Annotated in this window: 22 protein-coding genes; 9 read left to right on the forward strand and 13 right to left on the reverse strand. The window is 35.5% G+C overall.

Annotated features, from left to right (window positions below):
- Positions 1–376: 376 nt before the first annotated feature.
- The 3 genes from EZJ43_RS10680 to EZJ43_RS10690 all read left to right on the forward strand — a co-directional run bounded on the left by EZJ43_RS10680 (position 377) and on the right by EZJ43_RS10690 (position 3116).
- Positions 377–1567 (forward strand): hypothetical protein, encoded by a 1191-nt coding sequence (locus tag EZJ43_RS10680; RefSeq protein WP_133262708.1) that lies wholly within the window; start codon positions 377–379, stop codon positions 1565–1567.
- Positions 1568–1574: 7 nt separating this feature from the next.
- Complete coding sequence (locus tag EZJ43_RS10685; protein WP_133262709.1) at positions 1575–2348, forward strand: hypothetical protein; 774 nt, start codon at positions 1575–1577, stop codon at positions 2346–2348.
- A 96-nt stretch (positions 2349–2444) separates the two neighbouring features.
- Positions 2445–3116: a M949_RS01915 family surface polysaccharide biosynthesis protein gene (locus tag EZJ43_RS10690; protein ID WP_133262710.1), complete on the forward strand. Its 672-nt coding sequence runs from the start codon at positions 2445–2447 to the stop codon at positions 3114–3116.
- A gap of 345 nt (positions 3117–3461) precedes the next feature.
- Here the strand turns inward: EZJ43_RS10690 and rplT are convergent, their stop codons facing one another.
- The 8 genes from rplT to EZJ43_RS10730 form a co-directional block, all read right to left on the reverse strand.
- On the reverse strand, positions 3462–3806 hold the full coding sequence (rplT, locus tag EZJ43_RS10695) for a 50S ribosomal protein L20 (RefSeq protein ID WP_133262862.1): 345 nt from the start codon (positions 3804–3806) through the stop codon (positions 3462–3464).
- 76 nt (positions 3807–3882) lie between these two features.
- On the reverse strand, positions 3883–4083 hold the full coding sequence (gene rpmI / locus EZJ43_RS10700) for a 50S ribosomal protein L35 (protein WP_133262711.1): 201 nt from the start codon (positions 4081–4083) through the stop codon (positions 3883–3885).
- A gap of 30 nt (positions 4084–4113) precedes the next feature.
- Positions 4114–4683 (reverse strand): translation initiation factor IF-3, encoded by a 570-nt coding sequence (gene infC / locus EZJ43_RS10705; protein WP_133262712.1) that lies wholly within the window; start codon positions 4681–4683, stop codon positions 4114–4116.
- A gap of 14 nt (positions 4684–4697) precedes the next feature.
- Positions 4698–6623, reverse strand: a complete 1926-nt coding sequence (gene thrS / locus EZJ43_RS10710; protein ID WP_133262713.1) for a threonine--tRNA ligase — start codon at positions 6621–6623, stop codon at positions 4698–4700.
- A gap of 339 nt (positions 6624–6962) precedes the next feature.
- Positions 6963–7844 (reverse strand): hypothetical protein, encoded by an 882-nt coding sequence (locus EZJ43_RS10715; protein WP_165953145.1) that lies wholly within the window; start codon positions 7842–7844, stop codon positions 6963–6965.
- A gap of 151 nt (positions 7845–7995) precedes the next feature.
- Positions 7996–8733 (reverse strand): (Fe-S)-binding protein, encoded by a 738-nt coding sequence (locus EZJ43_RS10720; protein ID WP_133262715.1) that lies wholly within the window; start codon positions 8731–8733, stop codon positions 7996–7998.
- A 34-nt stretch (positions 8734–8767) separates the two neighbouring features.
- On the reverse strand, positions 8768–10105 hold the full coding sequence (locus EZJ43_RS10725; protein WP_133262716.1) for an MFS transporter: 1338 nt from the start codon (positions 10103–10105) through the stop codon (positions 8768–8770).
- Between the two features lie 24 nt (positions 10106–10129).
- Complete coding sequence (locus EZJ43_RS10730) at positions 10130–12022, reverse strand: RecQ family ATP-dependent DNA helicase (protein WP_133262717.1); 1893 nt, start codon at positions 12020–12022, stop codon at positions 10130–10132.
- A 112-nt stretch (positions 12023–12134) separates the two neighbouring features.
- Between EZJ43_RS10730 and EZJ43_RS10735 the strand changes: the two genes are divergently transcribed.
- Both EZJ43_RS10735 and EZJ43_RS10740 read left to right on the forward strand, forming a co-directional pair.
- The gene (locus tag EZJ43_RS10735; protein ID WP_133262718.1) at positions 12135–13103 is read left to right on the forward strand and encodes a PDDEXK nuclease domain-containing protein; all 969 of its coding nucleotides are present in this window, start codon (positions 12135–12137) and stop codon (positions 13101–13103) included.
- Positions 13104–13115: 12 nt separating this feature from the next.
- Entirely contained in the window at positions 13116–16343 is a 3228-nt protein-coding gene (locus EZJ43_RS10740; RefSeq protein ID WP_133262719.1) for an amidohydrolase family protein, read from the forward strand.
- Between the two features lie 530 nt (positions 16344–16873).
- On the opposite strand, the gene EZJ43_RS10745 is transcribed toward EZJ43_RS10740, so the two are convergent.
- The 3 genes from EZJ43_RS10745 to EZJ43_RS10755 form a co-directional block, all read right to left on the reverse strand.
- On the reverse strand, positions 16874–17215 hold the full coding sequence (locus EZJ43_RS10745) for a HepT-like ribonuclease domain-containing protein (protein ID WP_207924614.1): 342 nt from the start codon (positions 17213–17215) through the stop codon (positions 16874–16876).
- The gene (locus EZJ43_RS10750; RefSeq protein ID WP_133262720.1) at positions 17202–17513 is read right to left on the reverse strand and encodes a nucleotidyltransferase family protein; all 312 of its coding nucleotides are present in this window, start codon (positions 17511–17513) and stop codon (positions 17202–17204) included. The genes EZJ43_RS10745 and EZJ43_RS10750 overlap by 14 nt, the downstream gene beginning before the upstream one ends.
- A 265-nt stretch (positions 17514–17778) precedes the next feature.
- Positions 17779–19998, reverse strand: coding sequence for a B12-binding domain-containing radical SAM protein (locus tag EZJ43_RS10755; protein WP_133262721.1), 2220 nt, complete (start codon positions 19996–19998; stop codon positions 17779–17781).
- Positions 19999–20281: 283 nt separating this feature from the next.
- On the opposite strand from EZJ43_RS10755, the gene EZJ43_RS10760 reads away from it, so the two are divergent.
- Positions 20282–21013 carry a hypothetical protein gene (locus EZJ43_RS10760; RefSeq protein WP_133262722.1) on the forward strand — a complete coding sequence of 244 codons (732 nt, stop codon included), beginning with the start codon at positions 20282–20284 and terminating at the stop codon, positions 21011–21013.
- Between the two features lie 116 nt (positions 21014–21129).
- Here the strand turns inward: EZJ43_RS10760 and EZJ43_RS10765 are convergent, their stop codons facing one another.
- On the reverse strand, positions 21130–22320 hold the full coding sequence (locus tag EZJ43_RS10765) for a BaiN/RdsA family NAD(P)/FAD-dependent oxidoreductase (protein WP_133262723.1): 1191 nt from the start codon (positions 22318–22320) through the stop codon (positions 21130–21132).
- 235 nt (positions 22321–22555) lie between these two features.
- Here EZJ43_RS10765 and EZJ43_RS10770 point away from each other — a divergent pair, with 235 nt between their 5' ends.
- The 3 genes from EZJ43_RS10770 (at position 22556) to fic (ending at position 24941) form a co-directional block, all read left to right on the forward strand.
- Positions 22556–23695 carry a 5-(carboxyamino)imidazole ribonucleotide synthase gene (locus EZJ43_RS10770; RefSeq protein ID WP_133262724.1) on the forward strand — a complete coding sequence of 380 codons (1140 nt, stop codon included), beginning with the start codon at positions 22556–22558 and terminating at the stop codon, positions 23693–23695.
- Positions 23696–23872: 177 nt separating this feature from the next.
- Complete coding sequence (gene purE / locus EZJ43_RS10775; RefSeq protein WP_243718082.1) at positions 23873–24337, forward strand: 5-(carboxyamino)imidazole ribonucleotide mutase; 465 nt, start codon at positions 23873–23875, stop codon at positions 24335–24337.
- 58 nt (positions 24338–24395) lie between these two features.
- Positions 24396–24941: a protein adenylyltransferase Fic gene (gene fic / locus EZJ43_RS10780; RefSeq protein ID WP_133262726.1), complete on the forward strand. Its 546-nt coding sequence runs from the start codon at positions 24396–24398 to the stop codon at positions 24939–24941.
- Between the two features lie 179 nt (positions 24942–25120).
- On the opposite strand, the gene EZJ43_RS10785 is transcribed toward fic, so the two are convergent.
- The gene (locus EZJ43_RS10785; RefSeq protein WP_133262727.1) at positions 25121–25684 is read right to left on the reverse strand and encodes a YqgE/AlgH family protein; all 564 of its coding nucleotides are present in this window, start codon (positions 25682–25684) and stop codon (positions 25121–25123) included.
- Between the last annotated feature and the right edge of the window lie 17 nt (positions 25685–25701).

Genomic DNA, 25701 nt, shown 5'->3' on the forward strand with positions numbered 1-25701 from the left:
CTCTTAAAATCAGCACCTCAGGGCGGTTTAGACACAACTCCTGAAAGTCCTATCTGATAGTCCAATTCTTTGACTTCCTTTTTCTGTGAGACCTCCAATTATCTAATATTGGCTCGTTTCTAAAGTCAGTTAAAGCCTATCATCTCTAACAAAGTTTTGTTACCATTTCAAAGAACTTTTATATCTTGTACCCTTGGTAACGCAGGACACACAACAACCGCTAACAGCAAATTTGTGCAAAAATGGCTGACGGTGGTTTACGTCAGTTCATCTTTATTTACTTAATTTGGTGCGGTGCGACAATGGTTCTGCAAGCAATGCCATTTATGCACAAATTTTCAAAACGTTAGCCACAATTTGAAAACCAACTTCATTTTTGAAAGATTTAAAGAAATTTAAGAGAATACTAATCGGACTTAAAGATAAAAGTCCATTACCTCTCTTGTTTGAAAACGGATATACGCCTGAAAGTATAAAAAAGGAAATAATTGAAACATTCTCTACCTATTTTGAGAACAAAAACATTCTTGATGAAATCGCGGTTAAATATTTAGTTCCTGACTGGATAAATATAATGCGCGTTTCAATTATATATCCTAATATTGAAAGAGACTTGCTTTTGGTTTTAAGCAATTACAAATCGGCGAAAAAAATCAACAAAGAAAGAACTATTGAAATATTAGCTTCTTTATCACCAAAGCACATAGAAGCAGGTAATAAATTTTGGAGTTTTTTAAATTTAGAAGTTGATAAAAAAAACCTTGAATTAGAAGAGTTCGCTCAAACTTCTCTTAAAGACATTTCAGATATTATAGAAGGAATTTCTAAAATATTGTATTTAGAACAACTTATGATTAATCGAGTATTGAGAAACAAGACCTTTGATATTCAAAAAGTAATCGAACTTAAATTAGGGAACGTTATTGACGAATTAATAAATAATTCAAATTGTCCAAATTTATTTAAAACTGTTCCTGACAATATCAGGTTTTCAGATTGGAGAAATATTTCTGCTCATCATAATTATTCAATAAAAAAAGAACTTATTCACTGCGAATACGGGACAGGAGAAAAGAAGAACAAAATTGTTCTAAAGAGAGAGGAATTATATGATAGGTTAGAACAATGTATGCGTTCAACAGAAATATTAAATTTAGCTCATAAAATATTTGGTTACGATAATATGAATGAGTTTAAAAGTTTCACAAAGCCAAGTGATATGGAAGCTAGAGAGGAAATAGATTTTCTGACAATATCATCTGGAATTATGAGCCAAGGATTTGAGATTATAGATTTAGAATATAAGAACATCCCAAAAGCTATTCTGACATTAAAAGATTTGACAAACGGAGATGCTAAAATGAGAGGAATTCATTCATCACAATTCTTAACCAATTTATGGATTATAACGAGAAAACCGCATTTAGAAATAAGATACATTAAGCAGAATGGAGAACTATATCTGATTTCTAGATGTGACGCTGAAATGTGCGAATTAGTAAGTTTTGGAAAAAAGAAACTAACGGAATTAGCTGGAAAAGTTGAATTTAAACTAATTAACAACTAAAACCAATATGGAAGACCCAATTGAAGAATTAAGAAAAAAGATTTTAGAAAACTTTATATCAACAAAAAGTGATTGGATTGAGAAAACATACAATTCACAACAATATCAGCAAGAATTAAAATATATCAAGGATATTTCAGCCGACTATATTGATACATTAAGAGCAATATCTTTTTATTCAACAAGAGGTGGAGCCATATACAACAAGTTTCTTTGCATTAGAGCTATAGATGATTTAATACAATCGGCTATTGCTATACTTACTTTAGTCGGAAATGGAATTCATAACACCGTTAAAAGAGAGTTGCGTTATTTAATAGAAATGATTACAAAATATGTTGTTGTTGATTATGTTAAAATGGGCGAAAGTTTTGAGGTTAAAACAGAATATTTAAGAGACGAAATACCAAATTCTTCGATTGATATAGTTAATGAATACTCAACCCCATTTTCGGTTAATACAAAAGAACAGTTTCAAAGTGAAATCAAAGATTTCTTTTATAAAGCTTGTGCATATGTACATCCTTCAAAAAAGCAAATAGATGAACAAGTAAGAAATTATGAACTAGGAAATACAGTAGGTTTTGAATCTTCAAAAATGTTTAACGAGATTAATAAATTAGTTTTCAGAGCTTATGATATGATTTTAACTATGGTATTTCATAGTTTTGGGTATTCAATGAGCAAAGACCTGTTTGAGCAAATTTTTAATGATAATCCTAAATGGAAGTTCCATAAAGGTAAATACGTTAAAGAATATTCAGAAACATTGTTCAACTAAATTTATAAAAAAACAAACTCATTCGCGAATGGATAAAATTGAATATGATTTAGGAAACCTAGGAGAGGCAATAGCTGCAGTTAAACTAGCAACAGAATGATGAGAAACAAACTGACATATAAACTTTTTCTTTTCGTACTGACAGCATTTATCTCGCTGACAGTTTTCGGGCAAGCAAAAATTGTGACTAAAAAACTTGAACTGACCAAAATCCCGAAAGGAATTAAGTATGAAGGGCAAATTAAAACAGCTGTTTCTTGGGTTGACAGTTTAGGTTACAACATTGCTATCCTAACCGAAACAGGAATTTATGAAAGCAAAAAATTCAAACACGAAAACGATAGCGGAGACGCTGAACTTTTTGCATATCATTTTATAGTAAAGAATCACAGTGCTGTTCAGACTTGGAAAGTTTACGACTTCATTTCCGACTGCCCTGTTGACATAGAAGCCAAATTTATAAGAAATTCTTTTCAGGTTACAGACCTTAATAAAGACGGGGTTGGTGAAATTTGGGTTATGTATAAAACGATTTGCCACGGAGACGTAAGCCCTTGTGACATGAAAATTATCATGTATCAAGGACAACAAAAGTTTGCAATAAGAGGACAGAACAAAGTTTTTCAGGGAACTGATGACGATGGAACTAAACACTATGGAGGTGGCGACTACAAATACGATAAAACATTTGCTGACGGACCAAAAGAGTTTTTAGAATTTGCAAAAAAATTGTGGGACAACAATATTATGCAGACATTGGAAGAATAGAAGCACATACCGCTAACAGCAAATTTCCTCAAAAATGGCTGACGGTTATTCACGTTATTTATTTCATTTAGTGGTGTAAGACAATGGTTGTGCAAGCAATGCCATTTCTGCATAAATTAGCAAAACCTTCCCCATCCTATCACGATTTTTCTCAGAGAATGGGTTACATTTACCCTTGCTATTACACTTCCCTTAAAGTTATTTATTTCGAGATAGCAATAAGGATTACGAATATTTTTTACCTATTTTTTTGCATTACAGCTTGCGCAAGAAGGACATAAACCAAAAAAAAGTCCCGATAAAATATCGGAACTTTTAATATTGTAATCGCAAAAGCGAAAATTTCTATTTTACTGCATCAATTACAGCTTTGAAAGCATCTGGATGATTCATTGCTAAATCTGCCAATACTTTACGGTTTAAACCGATTTCTTTTGAAGCTAATTTACCGATTAATTGAGAGTAAGAAATACCGTGCTGACGAGCACCTGCATTAATACGTTGGATCCATAATCCGCGGAATTCTCTTTTCTTAACCTTACGGTCACGGTAAGCATATTGCAAACCTTTTTCTACTGTGTTTTTAGCAACCGTAAAAACTTTACTTCTTGCGCCCCAATAGCCTTTGGCCATATTAAGGACTTTTTTCCGTCTTCTTCTCGAAGCTACTGCGTTTACCGAACGTGGCATGTTGTTGTTGTTTTTTGGCAAGCGGCGTTCCGTTTAATCGGAAACTTAAAGCCTGATACCTGGTGAAATTAATAAATTACTTTCCGATGCAAAGCATACGTTTAACATTTCCTGAATCTGCAGCTGTTACAATTCCTGCATTTCCAAGCGCACGTTTACGTTTAGTACTCATCTTAGTTAAGATGTGACTTTTGTATGCTTTGTTTCTTTTGATTTTACCTGTTCCAGTAAGCGAAAAACGCTTTTTAGCACTGGAATTGGTTTTCATTTTTGGCATAACCTGTTTTTAAAATTTATAAACCTATTTTTATTTTTTTGCTACTTTAGGAGCAAGTGTTAAGAACATACGTTTACCTTCTAACTTAGGTAAAAGTTCTACCTTGCCAATGTCTTCCAAAGCTTGAGCGAATTTTAACAATAAAATTTCACCTTGCTCTTTATACACAATTGCCCTACCTTTAAAATGCACGTAAGCCCTAACTTTCTCACCATTCTCTAAAAAGCTTACTGCGTGCTTTAATTTAAATTGAAAATCGTGATCGTTGGTATTAGGACCAAAACGAATTTCTTTAATAACCGTTTGCTTTGCGTTTGATTTTATCTCTTTCTGCTTTTTCTTCTGCTCGTAAACAAACTTGCTGTAATCAATAATTCTACAAACTGGAGGTACTGCATTTGGAGAAATTTCTACCAAATCCAATTCTGCCTCATCAGCAAGTGCCAAAGCTTTTGCCAAAGGATAAATCCCTGGTTCAACATTATCGCCTGCCAAACGCACTTCGGGCGATCTAATAAACTGATTAATGTTATGTTCTGCTTCTTTTTTCTTAAAAGGTGGACGTGGCCCCCTATTAAATCCTGGTCTTCCTAATGCCAAATGTGTAAATTTAATTAAACTGTTATTTCTTTTATTAATAAATTGTTGAACTCCTCCAACGTCATCTCACCTAAATCTCCCTCACCATGTTTACGAACCGAAACTTTTCCTTCGGCCATCTCTTTATCACCGATAATGAGCATGTATGGAATTTTTTTGATTTCCGCATCGCGGATTTTCCGACCGATTTTTTCATCTCGAAAGTCTATCAGCCCGCGAATATCGGAATTATTTAGCTCATCTAAAACTTTTTTTGCATATTCTTCATATTTTTCTGAAATAGGAAGAATTGTAAATTGCTCAGGACTTAGCCATAGCGGGAAATTTCCGGCGCAATGTTCAATCAATACAGCCACAAAACGTTCTAATGAGCCAAATGGAGCTCGGTGAATCATTACCGGACGATGTTTTAAATTGTCGCTTCCTGTATATTCCAATTCAAAACGTTCTGGCAAATTGTAATCTACCTGTATCGTTCCCAACTGCCATTTCCGCCCTAAAGCATCTTTAACCATAAAATCTAGCTTTGGGCCATAAAAAGCCGCTTCGCCATATTCTATAACAGTATTTAAGCCTTTTTCTGCCGCAGCTTCGATAATTGCACTTTCTGCCAGTTTCCAGTTTTCATCAGAACCAATATATTTTGATTTATTATCTGGATCTCTTAAAGAAATTTGTGCGGTGTAGTTATCAAAACCTAACGATTTAAAAACATAAAGCACTAAATCGATTACTTTTTTAAATTCATCTTTTACTTGCTCTGGCATGCAAAACAAGTGCGCATCATCTTGCGTAAACCCACGTACACGGGTTAAACCATGCAACTCGCCACTTTGTTCGTAACGATAAACGGTGCCAAACTCTGCAAAACGAACCGGAAGATCTTTGTAAGAACGCGGTTTGAACTTATACATTTCGCAGTGATGCGGACAATTCATCGGTTTTAAAAAGAACTCCTCCCCTTCTTGTGGTGTTTTTATAGGTTGAAATGAATCTTTACCATATTTATCCCAGTGACCAGAAGTTACATATAAATTTTTATTGCCAATATGTGGTGTAACCACTTGTTCGTAACCAGATTTTGATTGTGCTTTTGTTAAGAAATTAACTAAACGCTCGCGCAAAGCAGTTCCTTTTGGCAGCCACATTGGCAAACCTGCGCCAACTTTCTCAGAGAACATGAACAATTCTAATTCTTTACCCAATTTACGGTGATCGCGTTTTTTCGCTTCCTCGATCATCAACAGATATTCGGTAAGCTCGCTCGCTTTTGGAAAAGTTACACCATATATACGGGTAAGTTGCTTTTTTGTTTCATCGCCTCTCCAGTAAGCACCGGCAACATTCATCAGTTTTACTGCTTTAATAAAACCAGTGTGTGGAATGTGTGGACCACGGCATAAGTCGGTAAATTGACCTTGATTATAGAAAGTAATTTTTCCATCTTCCAGGCCATCAATTAAATCCAATTTATATTCATCACCTTTTTCGGTAAAATATTTTATTGCATCGGCTTTGCCTACACTTGTACGTGTAAAAGCTTCTTTTTGTTTAGAAAGTTCAATTATTTTGGTTTCGATGGCTTTGAAATCATCCGAAGAAAATTCTTTTTCACCAAAATCTACGTCGTAATAAAAGCCAGTTTCGATAGCGGGGCCAATACCAAATTTTGTACCTGGATAAAGAGCTTCTAAAGCTTCGGCCATAATGTGGGCAGAAGAATGCCAAAAGGTTGTTTTACCTTCAGTATCATTCCAAGTCAAGAGTTTAACAGTCGAATCAGTTTCGATCGGACGTGTTGAATCCCAAACTTCTCCATTAACCTCGGCGGCCAATACATTTCGCGCTAAACCTTCGGAAATTGACAATGCAATTTGATGGGCAGATGTGCCCTTTTCATACTGACGGAAAGAGCCATCAGGTAAAGTAATATTAATCATCTACAACTATGATTTATCCCGAAATCTTTAACTTAGAAGTCGGAATTGTTTATAAAAAAAGTTAATTAAATCACATACAAAGTGATTTTTTATTTGATGCAAAGATATAAAAAACTATTCGGTTTGAAATAGAAAAAGCCTGCTCAATTGAGAAACAGCCTCAAAAAATTTATATAAAGTAGAACTTAACAAAAATTAGATTTTTTTTATTTCAACCACAAAAAACACTAAAAATAGCGAATAAAAATACCAAAACGCTACAAGCTATGCATTAATACAATTCCTTTAAATAGAAAACTTTTGTGTTCTTTGTATCTTTTGTGATGTGTTTAAGATAAATTAATTAACGGTAATGGTTCTTACTGCACCACCGCCAGTTCTGTTTCCTCTAAAACGCTTCATCATCGCTTCTAATTTAGCCTGATATTCTTCTTCAGTTATTAACTTCGCTTTTTTAGGCGCCGTTACATCCTTGATAGATACATTTCTATATTCGATACTTTTCGCAGTTGTGCTGGTTCCGCGTGCATCAATTGCCAATACGGTTCCTTCCGTCCACAGGTTTGGGTTTGGAGAAAAATCAAAACCCAATTCTGTCGTGTACCAAATATGTGTTTCATCGGTAACGTTTCGCTCAACATCTAAAATTTTCACCTTTCTTGTCGATTTTACAATCACTTCTTTACAGTTAAATCCAATAATTTTTCTGGTAGAATCTGTTTTCACAACCTCTATAACAGGTGGCACCATTGGTTTAACCTTTCCTGAATCATTTGGATTTGCTCTAAAAGCAGGCATTTGATTTTTTGTGGAAAGCTGTAATTTACTTGCCATATAGTAAGTGGTATCGCTTACATCAAAAACTTCGGTTAATTTTTTATCAGCAAACGAATAATAATATTCTCTTGCACCGCCCATTCCTGCAAAACGCATCATTCTGCCAAAGCCACCGCGATTTCCTCCACCTGCGCCATTGCTATCTTCATTATCTTCTACAGGCATATAACTTGCGTTTGTTGCCGTAAATAGCAATTCAAATTGAGATTTACTGCTCGAAGGTATTCTTGCTGCAACTTGTTCTGATAATTTTATACCGCTTGCGGCCATCATTGCAGCAGGATCAATCGTACTTTCAAACTGAATGGCACCCGACGATTTTTTCTGTGCGCTTGCACACAAAGCAATCGAACTAAGGAAAAATATGGCAAAAATTCTTTTCATCATTAATATTTTAAAATGTAGATTTTAGATTAAAAAAATTGCAATTGGTTTAATCTATCAAAACAAAAGTATTACTGTTTAACTTTAAAACTTGTTAAATAATGTTAAACAAAATAATGGAATAAGGCGTAGCGGAGACGGGTAATGACGACTAATATTCTGTAGTTTCTAACCAGCCATTTGTTAATACATCGGCAATGTGCATTGTTTTTATCGGTAAATTGTTTTTTTCGATATACCCCTGCAAATGTAAAAGGCAAGAAAGATCAGTTGAAATAATGTAATCGGCTTTTTGATCGAGCGCATTATTAACTTTTTGTTCGGCCATTGCCGAAGAAATCGCATCAAACTTAACAGCAAAAGTACCACCAAAACCGCAGCACATATCGGTGTCTACCATTTCTAACATTTCTAAACCATGCACTTTTGATAACAATTGGCGAGGTTCATCTTTAATCTTACATTCTCTTAAACCACTGCAAGAATCGTGGTAAACTGCTTTTCCTTCTAATTCTGCACCAAAATAATCGCGCTTAACTACATTAACTAAAAAATCAGAAAGTTCGAAAATATTTGACTGTAAATTTCTACATTTATTATGCACGATGGTATTTGTAAATAAATCGTTAAAACCACCTTTAACCATTCCTACACAAGATGCTGATGGTGCAACGACATACGTATTTTCCGAAAAATCATTTAAAAATTTTGTCCCAACTTCTTTTGCATCGTCCCAAAAACCCGCATTATAAGCCGGCTGACCGCAACAAGTTTGCTTAGAATTATAGATCACCTCGCAGCCTGATTTTTCTAATAACCTAAGGGTATTAAATGCAGTTTCTGGATATAATTGATCAACAAAACAAGGTATAAACAATTCAACTTTCATTCGGAGGTGATGATTTTTGTAAAAATTAAGACTGCTAATTTACGGCTTTACTTTCTTTAGGCTCTACTTTTAATACAAAAAGAAGAAATATTAATCCAACAACAAAGAAAACAGCTATTGCAAGGATAGAATTCCGCATGCTTCCGGTTAACTCTTCAATAAAACCAAAACTAAACATCCCAAACACTAATGCCACTTTTTCAGCCACATCATAAAAGCTAAAATATGAAGTATGATCTGGACTTTCTTGCGGTAAAAATTTGGAATAAGTAGAACGTGATAACGACTGAATGCCACCCATAATTAAACCCACAACACTGGCTAAAATATAAAACTGCATTTCGGTATGGATATAATAGCCGTAAATACAGCATCCAATCCAAATAACTACCACGCCAATAAGCACTTTAACGTTGCCAAAAAAGTTTTTCGCCAAGTATGACATGAGCATTGCACCCGGTATGGCCACAATTTGTAAAAGCAATATCGTTCCAATCAGTTTTTCGGTTGGCAAGTGCAGTTCTTTTTCGCCAAATATTGTTGCCATTAACATTACTGTTTGCACGCCCATAGAGTAAAAGAAAAAAGCATAAAGTAACCTTTTTATATGTTTCATTTTTCTTACTTGGTTCCACACTTTTTGCAGTTCTTTAAATCCACTTGTTAAAACATTACCTGTACTTGCTTTTAAATTTGGTTTCCCTTTGGGCAAATTTTTAAATGGTATTTGTGCAAAAGCAACCCACCACACGCCTACTAGAAGAAACGATAATCTAGAAGCTGCACCTTCATCGGCCAAGCCAAATTGCTTGGGAAAGAATACAAAAACAAAGCAGATAATTTGTAAAATTACACTGCCGATATAACCGTAAGTAAAACCTTTAGCACTTACTGCATCTTGTTTATCGGGTGTTGCAATTTCGGGCAGATATGAATTATAAAAAACCAAACTGCCCCAAAAACCGATGGCAGCAATGATAAACATAAGCACGCTAAAGTTTAAATTACCAACGCCGGTAGCATAATCGTATTTAAAAAATATTAACATTCCACAGGCAGTAGCACCGATGTAAGTAAACATTTTCATAAATATTTTCTTGTTACCTCTGGTATCTGCAATGGATGATAATATTGGCGAAGCGATTGCAATTACTAAAAAAGCAAAAGCCATGGCATAACTGTACAGTGATGAATTTACAAACTTCATCCCCAAAAAAGTTACATAATCTATCGTTTTATCATTCTTATCGGAGGTTATTGCCGAATAATATGCCGGGAAAATTGTTGACGTAATTACTAAGTTATAAGCAGAATTTGCCCAATCGAAGAAAGCCCATGAACGAATGGTTTTCTTGTTATTTTTTTCTGTCATTAAGCTTTGTATCGGTTTAAGTGGTTAAAGATAATATTTCTTACCATCTGTTTTTATTTTGCCTGCATCTAATAATTCTCTAATGGCATCTATCCTATTTTCTTCGGTCCCGATTTTTAAGCTTTGTACCAAATCATCAAGATCGAAATGCTGTTTTTGCAATAAAGATATTACTTCAAAATCAATCCGTCCTGATAACTCTCCGCTATCTTCTATCCTTTTCTCAGCCAAACAGACATCGCAAACACCACATTTGCGGGCATTATGCTCATCAAAATAAGTTAATAACTGAATATTTCGGCATTTTTTGGTCGATGCATACTCAACTACTGCATTAATTTGCTTTAATAAAATCTGTTTTCTTAAGGATAAATATTTAACATCCAAATCGAAATGATCCATATCAATTCTTGGTCTAATATATTGTAATTGAGGCTGATCGGTTTGCTGGATGTAAGATACCATCTCTATTTCTTCGAGCTTTTTTAAAAGCTTAACAGTTTCGTTATACGAAAGACCGATTTTTTTTGCTAAATCTGCTTCGTTAATTTTTGTATAACCATCAAAAGCACCACCATAAGATCTTAAAATGGTTTTTATAATGCTGTCGTATCCTTTATTTTCAATTTGGAAACGGTAAACATCTTCATGTCCAACAATAAACATCAGCCTTGATGGCAAAAAAATACTTTCTGATAAAGTTAAATAACCATCATGTTCTAAAAATTTTAAAGCCGAAATTGTTTTCAAAACACCAATATTAAATCGCCTACAAAAATCGGCTATATCAAAAGTAAAGGTTAACCCTTCGCCTGCACCGAAAGCAAGTTGAAAGTAATTGCCTAAATAATGGTAGGTTTTTCTAATTTCATCTGGCGATGGAAAGCTGTTGATATATCGGGCTTCGATGTTTAAAATATCCGAATGGTTTGCCAAGAGCACTGCGTAAGCTTTTTTTTCGTCTCTACCTGCCCTTCCTGCCTCTTGATAGTAAGCCTCTAAACTTTCGGGCAAATCTAAATGCACCACAAAACGAACTTCGGCTTTGTCTATCCCCATACCAAAAGCATTTGTAGCTACCATTATTCGGGTTCTATTTTCTTTCCAATCGGCTTGCTTGGCAAAACGAATGTTGCTTTCTAATCCCGCATGGTAAAAATCAGCTTTAATTTGATTGCGGTTTAAGAAATTAGAAACTTCAGCGGTTTCTCGTCTGTTCCGCACGTACACCAAACCTGTGCCTTTAACATTTTTGCAAACGCTAATCAGTTTCTTGTACTTATCTTCTTGCGCAAAAACAGAGTAACTTAAATTATCTCTAGCAAAACTTTTTACAAAAATAGCAGGATTTGCCATTTCGAGTTTCTCAATAATGTCTTTTCGAACAAAATTTGTAGCTGTTGCCGTTAAAGCCAAAAAAGGCACATCAGGATGGATAGTTCTGAGTTTATGGATTTGTTGGTACGGCGGACGAAAATCGTAACCCCATTGCGAGATACAATGCGCCTCATCAACCGCAATTAAGTTGACTTTCATGTAAGAAATCCGAACTTGCACCAATTCTGAAAGCAAACGTTCTGGCGATAAATACAAGAATTTTATTTTGCCGTAAATACAGTTATCCAACAGAATATCAATTTCTCTTTTGCCCATGCCTGAGTAAATGGCAATCGCTTCAATTCCTTTGGCTTTTAGGTTCTCTACCTGGTCCTTCATTAGCGCGATAAGAGGCGAAACTACGATGCAAATACCTTCTTTAACCAATGCCGGAACTTGAAAACAGACTGATTTTCCTCCGCCAGTAGGCAAAAGCGCTAAGGTATCTTTTCCATCTAAAACCGACGAAATAATATCTTCCTGCAAAGGTCTGAAAGCTTGATGGCCCCAATATTTTTGTAAAATCTCTGTCGCTGTCATAAATCGGCTACACCAAAACTATAAAATTTTAACGGATTGCAATAGTATAATTACAATTGATAGAAATTCAACTTTAGAAAAGATTATTAACTTTGTTAAATAAACCTATTGCATGCTTGAAGTCCAATTTACAGAAATAGTAAGCTTAATTAAAAAATCGAGAAGCAGTGCTATCAAAGCTGTAAATAAAGAATTAATCGATTTATATTGGAATATTGGCGAATATATTAATAAACGCATTAGTAATTCTGATTGGGGTCAATCTGTTGTAAAGCAACTGGCTAATTATCTGCAACGCACTGAGCCTGAATTAAAAGGGTTTTCTGATAAAAATCTTTGGAGAATGAAACAGTTTTTTGAGACTTATCAGGATCTACCAAAACTCTCGACATTGTTGAGAGAAATTAGTTGGACGAATAATTTAATAATTCTTTCAAGAACAAAAGAAATCAATGAAAAAGAATTTTATCTAAATATTTGTAAAACAGAAAAACTCAGCAAAAGAGAGCTAGAGCGACAAATTTCATCGAGCCTTTTCGAAAGAACTTTGATTGGTAATACAAAATTCTCACCACTGGTGAGAGAATTACACCCAAATGCAGAAAATACATTTAGAGATAGCTACGTATTTGAATTCTTAAATCTACCTGTGCCTTTCAATGAAAGTGAATTGCAGAAAGAATTATTAAAACAGATGAAAAACCTCATCCTTGAATTAGGTAAGGATTTCCTCTTTATTGGAGAAGAATATAAAGTTGAAGTTGGTAATAGCGATTTCTATATAGATTTACTTTTCTATCATCGTGGTTTACAGTGTTTAGTTGCCTTTGAATTAAAAGCCGACAAATTTCAGCCCCAACATTTAGGTCAACTAAATTTCTATTTAGAAGCATTGGATAGAGATGTGAAGAAAAATCATGAAAATCCAAGTATAGGTATTCTGCTGTGTAAGGATAAAGATAATCAAGTTGTTGAGTATGCGTTAAGCAGAAGCTTATCACCAACAATGGTATCAGAATATAAAACTCAATTGCCAGACAAAAATCTGTTACAACAAAAAATACACGAATTATTCCGTTAATTATATCATAATATGAAACACATTTATTTTCTTTCTGCTTTAGTTCTACTCCTTTTATCGGCCAAAGCCCAAGATAAAAAGTGGGATGTAGAAAAATATATTGGCCAAACAAAAAACTTTAGCTTAAACCTAACTGAAGGTACATGGATGAATTTAGATGTAAGTGCTGATGGTAAAGATATTGTGTTCGATTTATTGGGCGATATTTACACGATGCCAATTACAGGTGGCAGTGCCAAATTATTAAGTGGTGGCATCGCTTGGGATGTTCAACCCCGTTTTAGCCCCAATGGAAAATACATTTCTTACACCAGTGATAAAAGTGGCGGTGATAATATATGGATGATGAACCGCGATGGTTCTGGCAAAAAGCAAATTACTAAAGAATCGTTCAGGTTGCTAAATAATGCAACTTGGATGCCGAATAGCGAGTATTTAGTGGCTAGAAAGCATTTTACAGGCACCCGATCTTTAGGTGCGGGCGAAATGTGGATGTACAATATTAACGGAGGCGATGGTGTACAGTTAACCAAGCGTAAAAATGATCAGCAAGATGCTGGAGAACCGAACATTTCGCCTGATGGGAAATATGTTTATTTTAGCGAAGATGTAAGTCCGGGTCCAAATTTTCAATATAGTAAAGATCCAAACGGCACCATTTACGCAATAAGACAGCTAGATTTAAGTACCGGAAAACTTACAAATTTAATTGATGAACAAGGCGGTGCTTGCAGACCGCAAATTTCTCCAGATGGAAGTTTGATGGCTTACGTAAAACGCGTTAGACTAAAATCGACCCTTTTTGTTCAGAACATTAAAACCGGTGAAGAATGGCCTATTTATCAAGATCTTTCTCACGATCAGCAAGAAACTTGGGCAATATTTGGTGTATATCCAAACTTTGCGTGGACACCAGATAATAAATCGTTAGTTTTTTACGCCAAAGGAAAGATTAGAAAAACCGACTTATCTACCTTACAAACAGACGAAATTCCTTTTCAAGTAAATAGCGTTCAAACCGTGCAACAATCGCTACATTTTGAACAACAAGTTTTTAGTAACGAGTTTAAAGCTAAAATGTTGAGGCAATTAACTACATCTCCTGATGGGAATACCGTTATTTTTAACGCAGCAGGTTTTTTGTATAAAAAAGAAATGCCCAACGGAACTCCAGAACGGTTAACTACTGGTTTAGATTTCGAGTTTGAACCCAATTTTAGTCCAGATGGAAAATCTGTTATTTACACCACATGGAATGATGAATTAAGAGGGGCGATTAAAAAAACAGAAATAAAATCGGGGAAAACGATTACCTTAACCGATGAAAAGGGTTTTTATTACAGTCCGCAATATTCTACCAAAGGCGATAAAATTGTTTTTAGAAAAGGCAGTGGAAACGACGTTTTGGGTTACAATTTTGGTAGAGGAACTGGAATTTACATCATGCCAGCTACCGGCGGAAGTAAAACTTTAGTTATTGATAATGGAATTAAACCTCAATTTAATAATACCGATTCTCGCATTTATTATCAAAGCTATGCCGACGGAAAAAAAGCGTTGAAGAGTGTAGATTTAAATGGCGGAAACGAGCGGGTGCACTTCACTTCTCAATATGCAAATCAGTTCGTAATCAGTCCAGATAATAAATACTTAGCTTTTACAGAGCTTTTTAATGTATATATCACACCAATGATTAATGTTGGTACAGCCCAAGATGCTTCTGCAGGAAATAAATCAATCCCGGTAGCTAAAATAACCAACGACGGTGGAACTTACATTCAATGGGCAACCGATAGTAAGAAATTACATTGGACATTGGGGCCAAAATATTTTACGATTGATGTGAACAGTGCTTTTAACTTCGATGGTGCTTCTCCTAAACCTGAAGTTACTTCGGCTGATATTAATTTAGTTTTAAAAACCGATGTACCAACCGGTATTGTCGCTTTAAAAGGTGCAAGAATTATATCAATGAAAGGTGATGAAGTAATTGAGAATGGAACCATCATCACCGAAGGAAATAAAATAATAGCAATTGGTAAAACAGACGCTGTAAATATTCCTGCAGATGCAAAAATTATCGATGTTAATGGCAAAACGATAATCCCCGGAATTGTTGATGTGCACGCACATTTACGTACAAGCCCTGATGGTATTTCGCCACAAAGTGATTGGAGCTACATGGCAAATTTGGCTTTTGGCGTAACCACTTCTCATGATCCATCGAGCAATACAGAAATGGTTTTTAGCCAAAGTGAAATGCTAAAAGCAGGTAGAATGATTGGCCCAAGGGTTTATTCAACAGGTTCTATTTTATATGGTGCAGATGGAGATTTTAAAGTGGTGATTAATAGTTTGGATGATGCATTGTCTAACCTTCGTAGATTGAAAGCGGTTGGAGCTTTCTCGGTAAAATCGTACAACCAACCGCGAAGAGATCAACGACAACAGATTTTAGAAGCGGCGAGACAGTTAAAAATGGAGGTTGTTCCCGAAGGTGGATCGACATTTTTTACCAATATGAACATGATTGCTGATGGACATACAGGAATTGAACACAGTATTCCTGTTGTGCCTATTTATAAAGATGTTGTAGATTTTTGGAAGAATACAGACGTTGCTTATACGCCAACGCTAATCGTGGCCTACGGTGGCCAATGGGGCGAAAATTATTGGTACGACAGAACCAACGTTTGGGAAAACGAAAAGTTAATGACTTATACGCCACGGGCAATAATTGATGAGCGTGCAAGGAGAAGAACCACATCAGAATATGGAGATTACAACCACATAGATGTTGCAAAAGCAGCAAAACAAATTGCCGATGCAGGCACTAAAATAAACTTAGGTGCACATGGACAAATACAAGGTTTAGGCGCACATTGGGAACTTTGGATGATGGTACAAGGAGGTATGACACCAATGCAGGCTTTGAGAGTAGCAACTTTAAATGGCGCCAGTTATTTGGGCATGAGCAAAGAAATTGGATCGCTTGAGGTTGGCAAATTAGCCGATTTAGTGGTTATGGATGCAAACCCTTTAAGCGATATTAGAAACTCAGAAAAGATAAAGTACGTGATGATAAACGGGCGATTATACGATAGTGCTACCTTAAACGAGGTTGGTACAAGAGAGAAATTGAGAGGCAAATTATGGTTTGAAAACAGCAGAGGTTTAGGCTATTCTGTTCCGGTTGGTGGGGAAGAAACTTGGACTTACACTGTGCCGGGATGTGATTAGGTGGTAAATAACATGAATGAATTTGCTTTTGTCTCTGGTATGCTACAATAATTTTAGGCTTTTCATTGTGCGCTTGGTTACTGAACATATAATACAGCCAAAATCCAGCTAGTCGAGATTTGCAATCTTGACTTTGCTATCTGCGGATTTAAAATCCGACTGTATAAATCGGGATTGCAAATCCAGATCAACAAAACCAACAAAAACTAAGTTTTCGCTAGTCGAGATTTGCAATCTTGACTTTACGATCTGCAGATTTAAAATCCGCTACTCATTAATGTGGATTGCAAATCCAGACCAACAAAACCAACAAAAACTAAGCTTTCGCTAGTCGAGATTTGCAATCTCGACTTTGCTATCTGCGGATTTAAAATCCGCTACTCATTAATGTGGATTGCAAATCCAGACCAACAAAACCAACAAAAACTAAGCTTTCGCTAGTCGAGATTTGCAATCTCGACTTTACGATCTGCGGATTTGAAATCCGCCTGTATAGATCGGGATTGCAAATCCAGACCAACAAAAGTTAATTATACTCTACCAGAAATTATAAATCGAATTTCTTCTTCAAGATCGGGTAATTTAGAAACGATAATATCCCAAACAATATCATAATCAACTCCGAAATAATCATGAATTAATCGGTTACGAGTATTGGATAACTTCCTCCATTCAATTTGAGGATATAATAATTTAAAATCAGAATCAATTTTCGAACTGGCTTCACCAATAATTTCAAGACTTCTGATAATGGCCCTTGACAAAGTTGGATCATTGATAACCAAATCCTTCTCTTTATCTAGTACTGCATTAAGAACAAAAGAAATTTCTTCAAGAATATGCTTTAATAGCTCAATATTAGATGGCAACATATTCAGTTTGCTTTAATATATGTGAGCCAATATATTTACTTAATGATTGTGGAGTTACCAATTCTACTTTTCGTCCCAATAAGTCTTCTAAAAAAAAAGACAAATCCATAAAATTGTCATAGCTTTTTTGCTTCGGATCAAAATCTACCAAAAGATCTACATCGCTATCTGAATTAAATTTTCCAGTAATAAATGAGCCAAATATACCCATGCTTACAACACCGAAAGATTTCAATTGCTTATTATTATCTTTCAGTCGTGCTATCAATACACTTTTATTTTTAACTGCATCTTGCATTTAACAAATATACTAAATTATGATGGTGGAATAAAAAAGGGTGCCCGTTAGTCGAGATTTGCAATCTTGACTTTACGATCTGCGGATTTGAAATCCGCTACTCATTAATCTGGATTGCAAATCCAGACCAACAAAACCAACAGAAACTAAGCTTTCGCTAGTCGAGATTTGCAATCTCGACTTTACGATCTGCGGATTTAAATCCGCCTCTCTATAGAACTGGATTGCAAATCCAGATTAACAAAACCAACCACAATTAAAAAACCTACAAAACCAACAACCCAAATTCTCTCAGCGTGTTAATTGGCTTAGAAAACCAAAATAATTCGAAGTTTTCCATTTCGGTTTCAAAATCTGCTTTAACCTCATTGAAAGTCAACCCTTTGCTACCTTGAAGAGGTGAAGAACTTAACGACATCTTATCCAAGATTGACAACAACCACTCACCTTCTATTTTATTGGTTTGGATGGTAAAACTTTGTTTTTTATCATGAAACGTAAGCGAAGCAGTTTCCCAAGAATTACCCTTTTTAGTCTTAGTAAAATATTCAGCATCGGGCGTACCACCTAACCAAACCACTTTGGCTGTTGGTTTGACATTAAAATATTCCCCTTCAGGGGTTAAGGGTTTAAGCGCATTCTCAATAAAATTAGCAACAATAGTAGTTTTCGGAATTTTAAAGTCGAACCAATCTTGCAATTTATAATCGAAACAGATGCCATGCATAAAATTAAATAACGATTTTTTTAATCCATAGCTAAATTTATTGTGATCAATCCCTGTTTTATCAATATAATTCAAATCGTTGTTGGCAAATGTTCCAATAACCTCAGTATCTTTTTTTACATCAAATTTTTCGGGATATAAACCAATTGGGCTATGCGCGGTCATAGCAAATTGGTGCCAAAAACCCGACTGCAAAACACCATTTTCAAATAACTGGCGAACCATTTCTAAGCTATCAACCGTTTCTTGTACCGTTTGCGTTGGGAAACCGTACATTAAATAAGCATGCACCATAATGCCAGCTTCGGTAAAATTACGAGTCACTTTAGCTACTTGCTCAACCGTTACGCCTTTATCAATCAGTTTTAATAACCTATCAGAAGCAACTTCTAATCCACCAGAAACCGCAATACATCCCGAAGCTTTTAGCAGTAAACACAAATCAGCCGAAAAGCTTTTCTCAAAACGAATATTTGTCCACCAGGTAATGGCTATTCTTCTACGGAGAATTTCTAAAGCCACCTCACGCATTAAAGCAGGCGGTGCAGCTTCATCCACAAAGTGAAAGCCATTTTGGCCCGTTGCAATTGATAATTCTTCAATCCGATCTACAATTTGTTTCGCTGCAACAGGTTCATAAATTTTAATATAATCTAAAGAAATATCGCAAAAAGTACATTTACCCCAATAACAACCATGCGCCATCGTTAATTTATTCCAACGTCCATCGCTCCACATTCGGTGCATGGGGTTAACAATTTCTATTACCGAAATATACTTATCCAAAGGCAAGCCGGCATAGTCAGGCGTGCCAACATCAGCTTGTTTATAATCCTTCCTAAACGAATCATTTTTATAAACAACTACTCCATTTTCGAGCATAAACGTACGCTTGTACATTTGCATTTCTTTAGGAATGTTGCCCAATATATTCTGAACAAGTAGTTCTATTGGCAATTCGCCATCATCCAAAGTAATAAAATCGAAAAACTCAAAAACACGGGCATCAGTAAGAGAGCGCAATTCGGTATTCGGGAAACCGCCACCCATCGAAATTTTAATCTCGGGATGATTTTTTTTAACCCATTGTGCCGAACGGAAAGCACTGTATAAATTCCCTGGAAAGGGTACTGAAATTAAAAAAAGTTTAGGCTCCACAGTTTCAATATACTGTTTCAATACGGCAATTAAAATCTCATCAATATAGCTTAGCTCTTGATTTAAAGCATTATACAACTCATTAAATGAATTTGCACTTCTGCCCAAACGTTCTGCATATCTACTAAAACCGAAATTTTCATCAACACATTCTACAATAAAATCCGAAATATCTTCGAGATAAAGCGTTGCTAAATGTTTGGCCTTATCTTGCGTACCCATTGCACCAAAAGCCCAATCTAATTCTTCTAATTGCTCAAATCTCGATGCTTGTGGCAAAAAATCATCGCCACAAATTTGTAAAGCTAACGTTGGGTTTTTACCTTGTAGAAAAGCAACAACAGCATCTATTGTTTTTATATAATCTTCCTGTAAAGCAAAAATACGCTTAGCATTTGGCGTAAGGAGAGGCTTCGTTTTGGAAAACATCCGCGTCAAACCTTTTTTACAAAATAATTCTATAATTACTTCAATACCTAAATCGGCTTGGGTAGCGCTAATATCTTTTGTATTTAAAAACCCTTTTATGTAAGCCGAAGCCGGATATGGAGTATTTAGTTGTGTAAAAGGTGGCGTAATAATAAAAAGATCTGTCTTCAAAAGGAATTTTATAAAATACAAATTACGTGATTTTTTAAGATATATGTTGCCTTTTAGCTTTTGAAATTATTTTATATGAAAACGTAAGTCAGTTCATAAAGGCTTCTGCAGTCCTTCTTTCCGCTTTACCTCCACAACAGCCGAAAAAGGCTGCTGTTCGGTGTTCGCTGCAATAAGGTTTACTTAACCGCAGGCTTGTTCATAACGCAAAAAAACCCTAAACAAACTAAAAACGCTTAAATCACGTTGTATAAACAAATCAACATTAATTTACTTTTATTGAATGAGGTTATTGCTTCTCTTACTATCTATACTCTTTGTTCAAAATACTTTTGCTCAAAATACTTTTGCTCAAAAATCCTTTATTTTCCCAAAGGTTAAGCAGGAAGGTTCATCTACACAACAGTTTACGCCAAAAAATTGGACTGTAATTGAAACTGCCCAAGGTGATTTAAACAATGATGGTGTTGATGATTTAGCATTGATTTTTGAATCCGATAAAGTTATTGATGAAACAAGAGCTTATGGCGATAACCAATCAGATATTATAAAAGAAACTCAAAAACCTCGAATTTTAGTCATTTATTTTAAAGATAAATTTACTGGGATTTACCACTTATCCGTACAAAACAACGATTTCATTTTGCGATCGGAAGAAGGTGGCCGACTTGGCGACCCACTACAGCAAATAGTAATAAAAGACCAACAGCTGTTTTTACGTTTTAGAGGAGGTGCAGAATGGCGCTGGGAAATGGGTTACACTTTTAAATTTGAAAATGACGATTGGTTTTTAACAAGTGCAATAAACCTTTATTTTAACCAAAATACAGGCGATATGACAGAAAGGATTTACGATTTTAATACCCGACAACTTTTTACAACGGTTGGCAATTTGCACAGGCGAGATATTGGAAACAGGAAAAGCACCGAAATTTTGTTTTTTACCCAATTAAGAACTTTCAAAACTTTTAAAAAACCTTGGGCTTGGGAAATTTTGCCAAATGTTTATTTGTAGTCTGCATGCGTTCCCCACTGCGTCCTTGCGAGGAGGAACGACGTGGCAATCTCTCTTTGTTCGCAAAACGATTTAAGATTGCTTCGTTCCTCGCAAAGACGGAAAATCAAAAAAACCTAAATATTCTGCGCAATAACAAAGCCACTTGCCCACGCCCATTGAAAGTTATAACCACCCAACCAACCGGTAACGTCTAAACATTCACCGCCAAAAAACAAGTTTGGAATTTTCTTACATTCCAAAGTTTTAGATGAAATTTCGTTTGTATCAATTCCACCGCGCATCACCTCTGCTTTATCATATCCTTTATCGCCCGCAGGTTTAACTTTAAACTCATGGATGGTTTTTGAAATCGATTCTATTTCAGTTTTAGTTAGTGATGCAACAGGTTTCTCTAATGGTAAAAACTTTCCTAAAGCATCGGTTAATTTTTTAGTATAAAATCTATTCAACAAAGTTGACAATAAAGTTTTTCCATTCGATTTACGCTCACCATCAACCAAAGAAGCAATGTTTTCATTTGGAAGAAGATTTAGATTAATCACCTCGCCCCTACGCCAAAAAGATGAAATCTGTAAAATAGCTGGTCCGCTTAAACCCCAATGTGTAAACAATATATTTTCTTCGAATGAAATTTCATCGTTGCTAACCTCGCAAAAAACAGAATTGCCCGAAAGCTGTGCAAACCACTCTTCATCTTTACCTGTAATAGTTAACGGCACTAAAGCTGGCGCTGTTTCTATAATTTTTAAATTATTTTTCCTGGCAAAACGCAAAGCGAAATCAGTCGCGCCCATTTTTGGTATTGGTAAACCGCCACTGGCGATGACTAATTTTTCGGATTTTAACGTGATTGTTTTTCCATTCTTTTCATAAGTAACTTTAAATCCATCAGCTAATATTTCAATGACTTTAACATCGGCCTTAGTCCTAATTTCTTGCCCTAAATCAGCACATGTAGCAGTAAAAACTTCAACCACATCTTTCGCATTTTTATCATCAGGAAACAATTGTCCCAGCGTTTTTTCTTTACCTTCAATACCATAAGTTTCGAAAAAAGATATGGTATCACCAACCGTCCATTGATTAAATGCCGATTTTATGAAATGTGGATTTTCGGAGATAAACTGCTCTGCTGTGGTAAATTGATTGGTGTAATTACATCGCCCACCCCCAGAAATTAAGATTTTGGCGCCTGGCTTTTCATTTTTTTCGAGCACAATAACTTTTTTACCGAGATAGCCTGCCTGTACCGCACACATTAGCCCACAGGCACCCGCACCAATAATTATTGCATCTGCATCCATTTTGCAAAGTTATAAGTTTGTAGTTTAAGTTTACTGCACTGGCCGAAATTAATAGCCCCGACAGTAGCGAGCACGAAACCCGATTTTTTTTCGGGTGAGTAAAGCAAATGGCGGGACTAATTTTTAATAGTAGCACTTACTTTGTGCTTCAAAAAAAAGATATACTTTAAATTTATAAACCACCTTAACATTAAATTTTTGTTATTTTTGCAAGTCAAAAATCTATTAGTAATAAATGGCAAAGCAGATAAGTGAATTAAAATTAGGTATTTTAGGTGGCGGACAATTGGGTAGAATGCTTATTCAGCAAGCTATTAACTATAATATTACTTCTTTGGTTTTAGATCCTGACCCCGATGCACCTTGCAAACACATTGCAAACTATTTTGAAGTTGGTTCTATTACCGATTTTGATACGGTTTATAATTTCGGGAAGAAAGCTGATATCATTACCATAGAAATTGAAAAAGTAAATATTGATGCCTTAGAACAACTTGAAAAAGAAGGTAAAAAGGTATTTCCGCAATCGAGAGTTATTCGTTTGATTCAAGATAAAGGTGTGCAAAAACAGTTTTTTAAAGAAAATGATATTCCTACAGCTCCTTTTCAAATTGTTAATACGAAAGAGGATATGGAGAACAGCCAAATCCCTTTTCCTTACATTTTAAAACTGCGCAAAGATGGTTACGACGGCAAAGGCGTAATGAAAATTAACAACGCCAACGATTTAGATAAGGCTTTTGATGCGCCTTGCATTATCGAAAAACTGGTTGATTTTGAGAAAGAAATTGCAGTAATTGTTGCCCGAAATTCTAACGGGGATATGAAAACCTTCCCCATGGCAGAAATGGAATTTAATCCTGAAGCCAATTTGGTAGAGTTTTTAATTTCGCCATCTACTTATGCAGAAAGTTTACAAGAGAAAGCAGACCTTATTGCCAAAAATATTGCTGCAGGCATGAACATTACTGGTATTTTAGCTGTAGAAATGTTTGTTTGTAGAGATGGAGAAATTTTGGTGAATGAGGTTGCTCCTCGTCCGCATAATAGCGGGCACCAAACCATCGAAGGAAATTATGTTTCACAATTCGATCAACATTTGCGTTCGATTTTTAACTTGCCTTTAGGCGATACCACCAGTATTACGAATGCAGTGATGATTAATTTACTTGGGGAAAAGGGATCAGAAGGTATTGCTAAGTATGAAAATTTAGAGAAAATTTTAGGTATTGATGGTGTTTTTGTTCATCTATACGGCAAGAAATACACAAAGCCTTTCCGCAAAATGGGCCACGTTACCATTGTAGATATTGATAGAAAGAAGGCGATAGAAAAAGCCCGATATGTGCAAAAGACGTTGAGGGTGATCGCTTAAACCCCCCAGTCCCCTAAAGGGGAGCTAAAAACATGGAGGAAATAGCGAAATTTTAGAAAAACAGATTAAATAACATATATGAACACTGGATATTCAAGTCCCCCTTTAGGGGCGGAGGGGTTAAACACTGTAAAGGAAAAAGCGACTTCAGGAGTTGGGGCATTAGTAGGTATTATAATGGGAAGCAAGTCTGATTTACACATTATGAATGATGCTGCCGAGGTTTTTAAAGAATTTGGAGTTGAATTTGAAATGACTGTGGTTTCCGCTCACCGTACGCCAGATCGTATGTTTACTTATGCTAAAGAGGCTGCATCTCGTGGTATAAAAGTAATTATTGCCGGCGCTGGTGGCGCTGCACATTTACCGGGTATGGTTGCTTCTATCACCACAGTTCCTGTTATTGGCGTGCCTGTAAAATCTTCAAATTCTATAGATGGTTGGGATAGTATTTTATCCATTTTACAAATGCCAAACGGTATTCCTGTAGCAACAGTTGCGCTTAACGCAGCAAAAAATGCTGGTTTATTGGCGGTACAAATTTTAGCTACCGTTGATGATTCTTTGACAATAAAAATGCAAGCATATAAGGATGAGTTAAGAAGAAAAGTAGAAGAAAGTGCGCAAGATATGGACAATTGATAGATTTTTTCACTGGATGAAGTAAAGCAGATGCAACTGTAATCACCTAATTTTAAAGATGAAAAATATAGATAAGAAAAGCCTAGAAAACGCTTATCTTTTGTTTGAAACAGGAGATATTAATAAGATAGAAATTGGTACAACTAAAGGTTTGCAGCAATTACATAAATATCTTTTTAATTGTTTATATAACTTTTCAGGAAAAATACGCACACTCAATATATCGAAAGGAGGTTTTCGTTTTGCAACGGCATTGTATTTGACTGAAATTTTAATAAAAGTTGAACAAATGCCCGAAAACACTTTTGAAGAAATTATTGGAAAATATGTAGAAATGAACATAGCTCATCCGTTTATGGAAGGCAATGGCAGAACAATGCGTATTTGGCTAGATATGATACTTAAAAATAGACTTCAAAAATTAGTAAACTGGCAGTTTGTAGATAAAACACTTTATTTACAAGCCATGGAGCGTAGTCCGATTAACGATCTAGAATTAAAGACATTGCTTGCCGCTAACTTAACAGGTGATATAAACAATAGAGAAATTATCTTTAAGGGCATAGAGCAATCTTATTATTACGAAGGTTACGAAAGAGAATAGCTTTGTAAATTGGTAATAATATTTTCCAAAAAAATGCAGGCCTACAAAGATGAGTTGAGAAGAAAAGTAGCGGAAACTGCGGAAGAGATGGAGAGTGAATAGTCCGAAAGTCGGAAAGTCCGTTTATTTTACAACAAAACTTCCCGACTTACGTGCGTTCTGACTTCCCAGACTAAAAACTAATTCAAACTCGGATCACTTGGGAAATTGCTCACATGGGCATATTTTGGTCCAAGGTTAACAATCACATCACGCCAAAGTTGTTCATCATCATCGTTAAATAAAATATCAACGTAAGGTATATTGCTCACCATCCATGCATTATCTTTAATTTCGCTATCTAACTGCCCCACATCCCAACCAGAATAGCCCATAAAGAATTTGATTTCGTTGTCTTCTATCGCACCAGTTTCCATCAATATTCTAAGGGTTTCAAAATTACCACCCCAATAAATGCCATCGCCAATTGGGTCACCACTTAAAAGTTTATCATAACAGCGATGGATAAAATGTATCGTATCAGTGGCGACTGGCCCCCCAAAATGAATTAAATTATGGGCTTCAGTTAAGCCCTCCACAACATCCTTAACCAATAAATTACCAGCTTGGTTTAATATATAACCAACTGTACCATCTTCATTATGTTCTGTAATCAGAATCACCGAGCGCTTAAAATTAGGGTCAGCCATAAAGGGCTCTGAAATTAATAATCTTCCTATTTTTGGACTTATATTGTTTAGCATGATAATAATGGTTTAAA

Source organism: Pedobacter changchengzhani (assembly GCF_004354365.1).
GTDB classification, from domain to species: Bacteria; Bacteroidota; Bacteroidia; order Sphingobacteriales; family Sphingobacteriaceae; genus Pedobacter; species Pedobacter changchengzhani.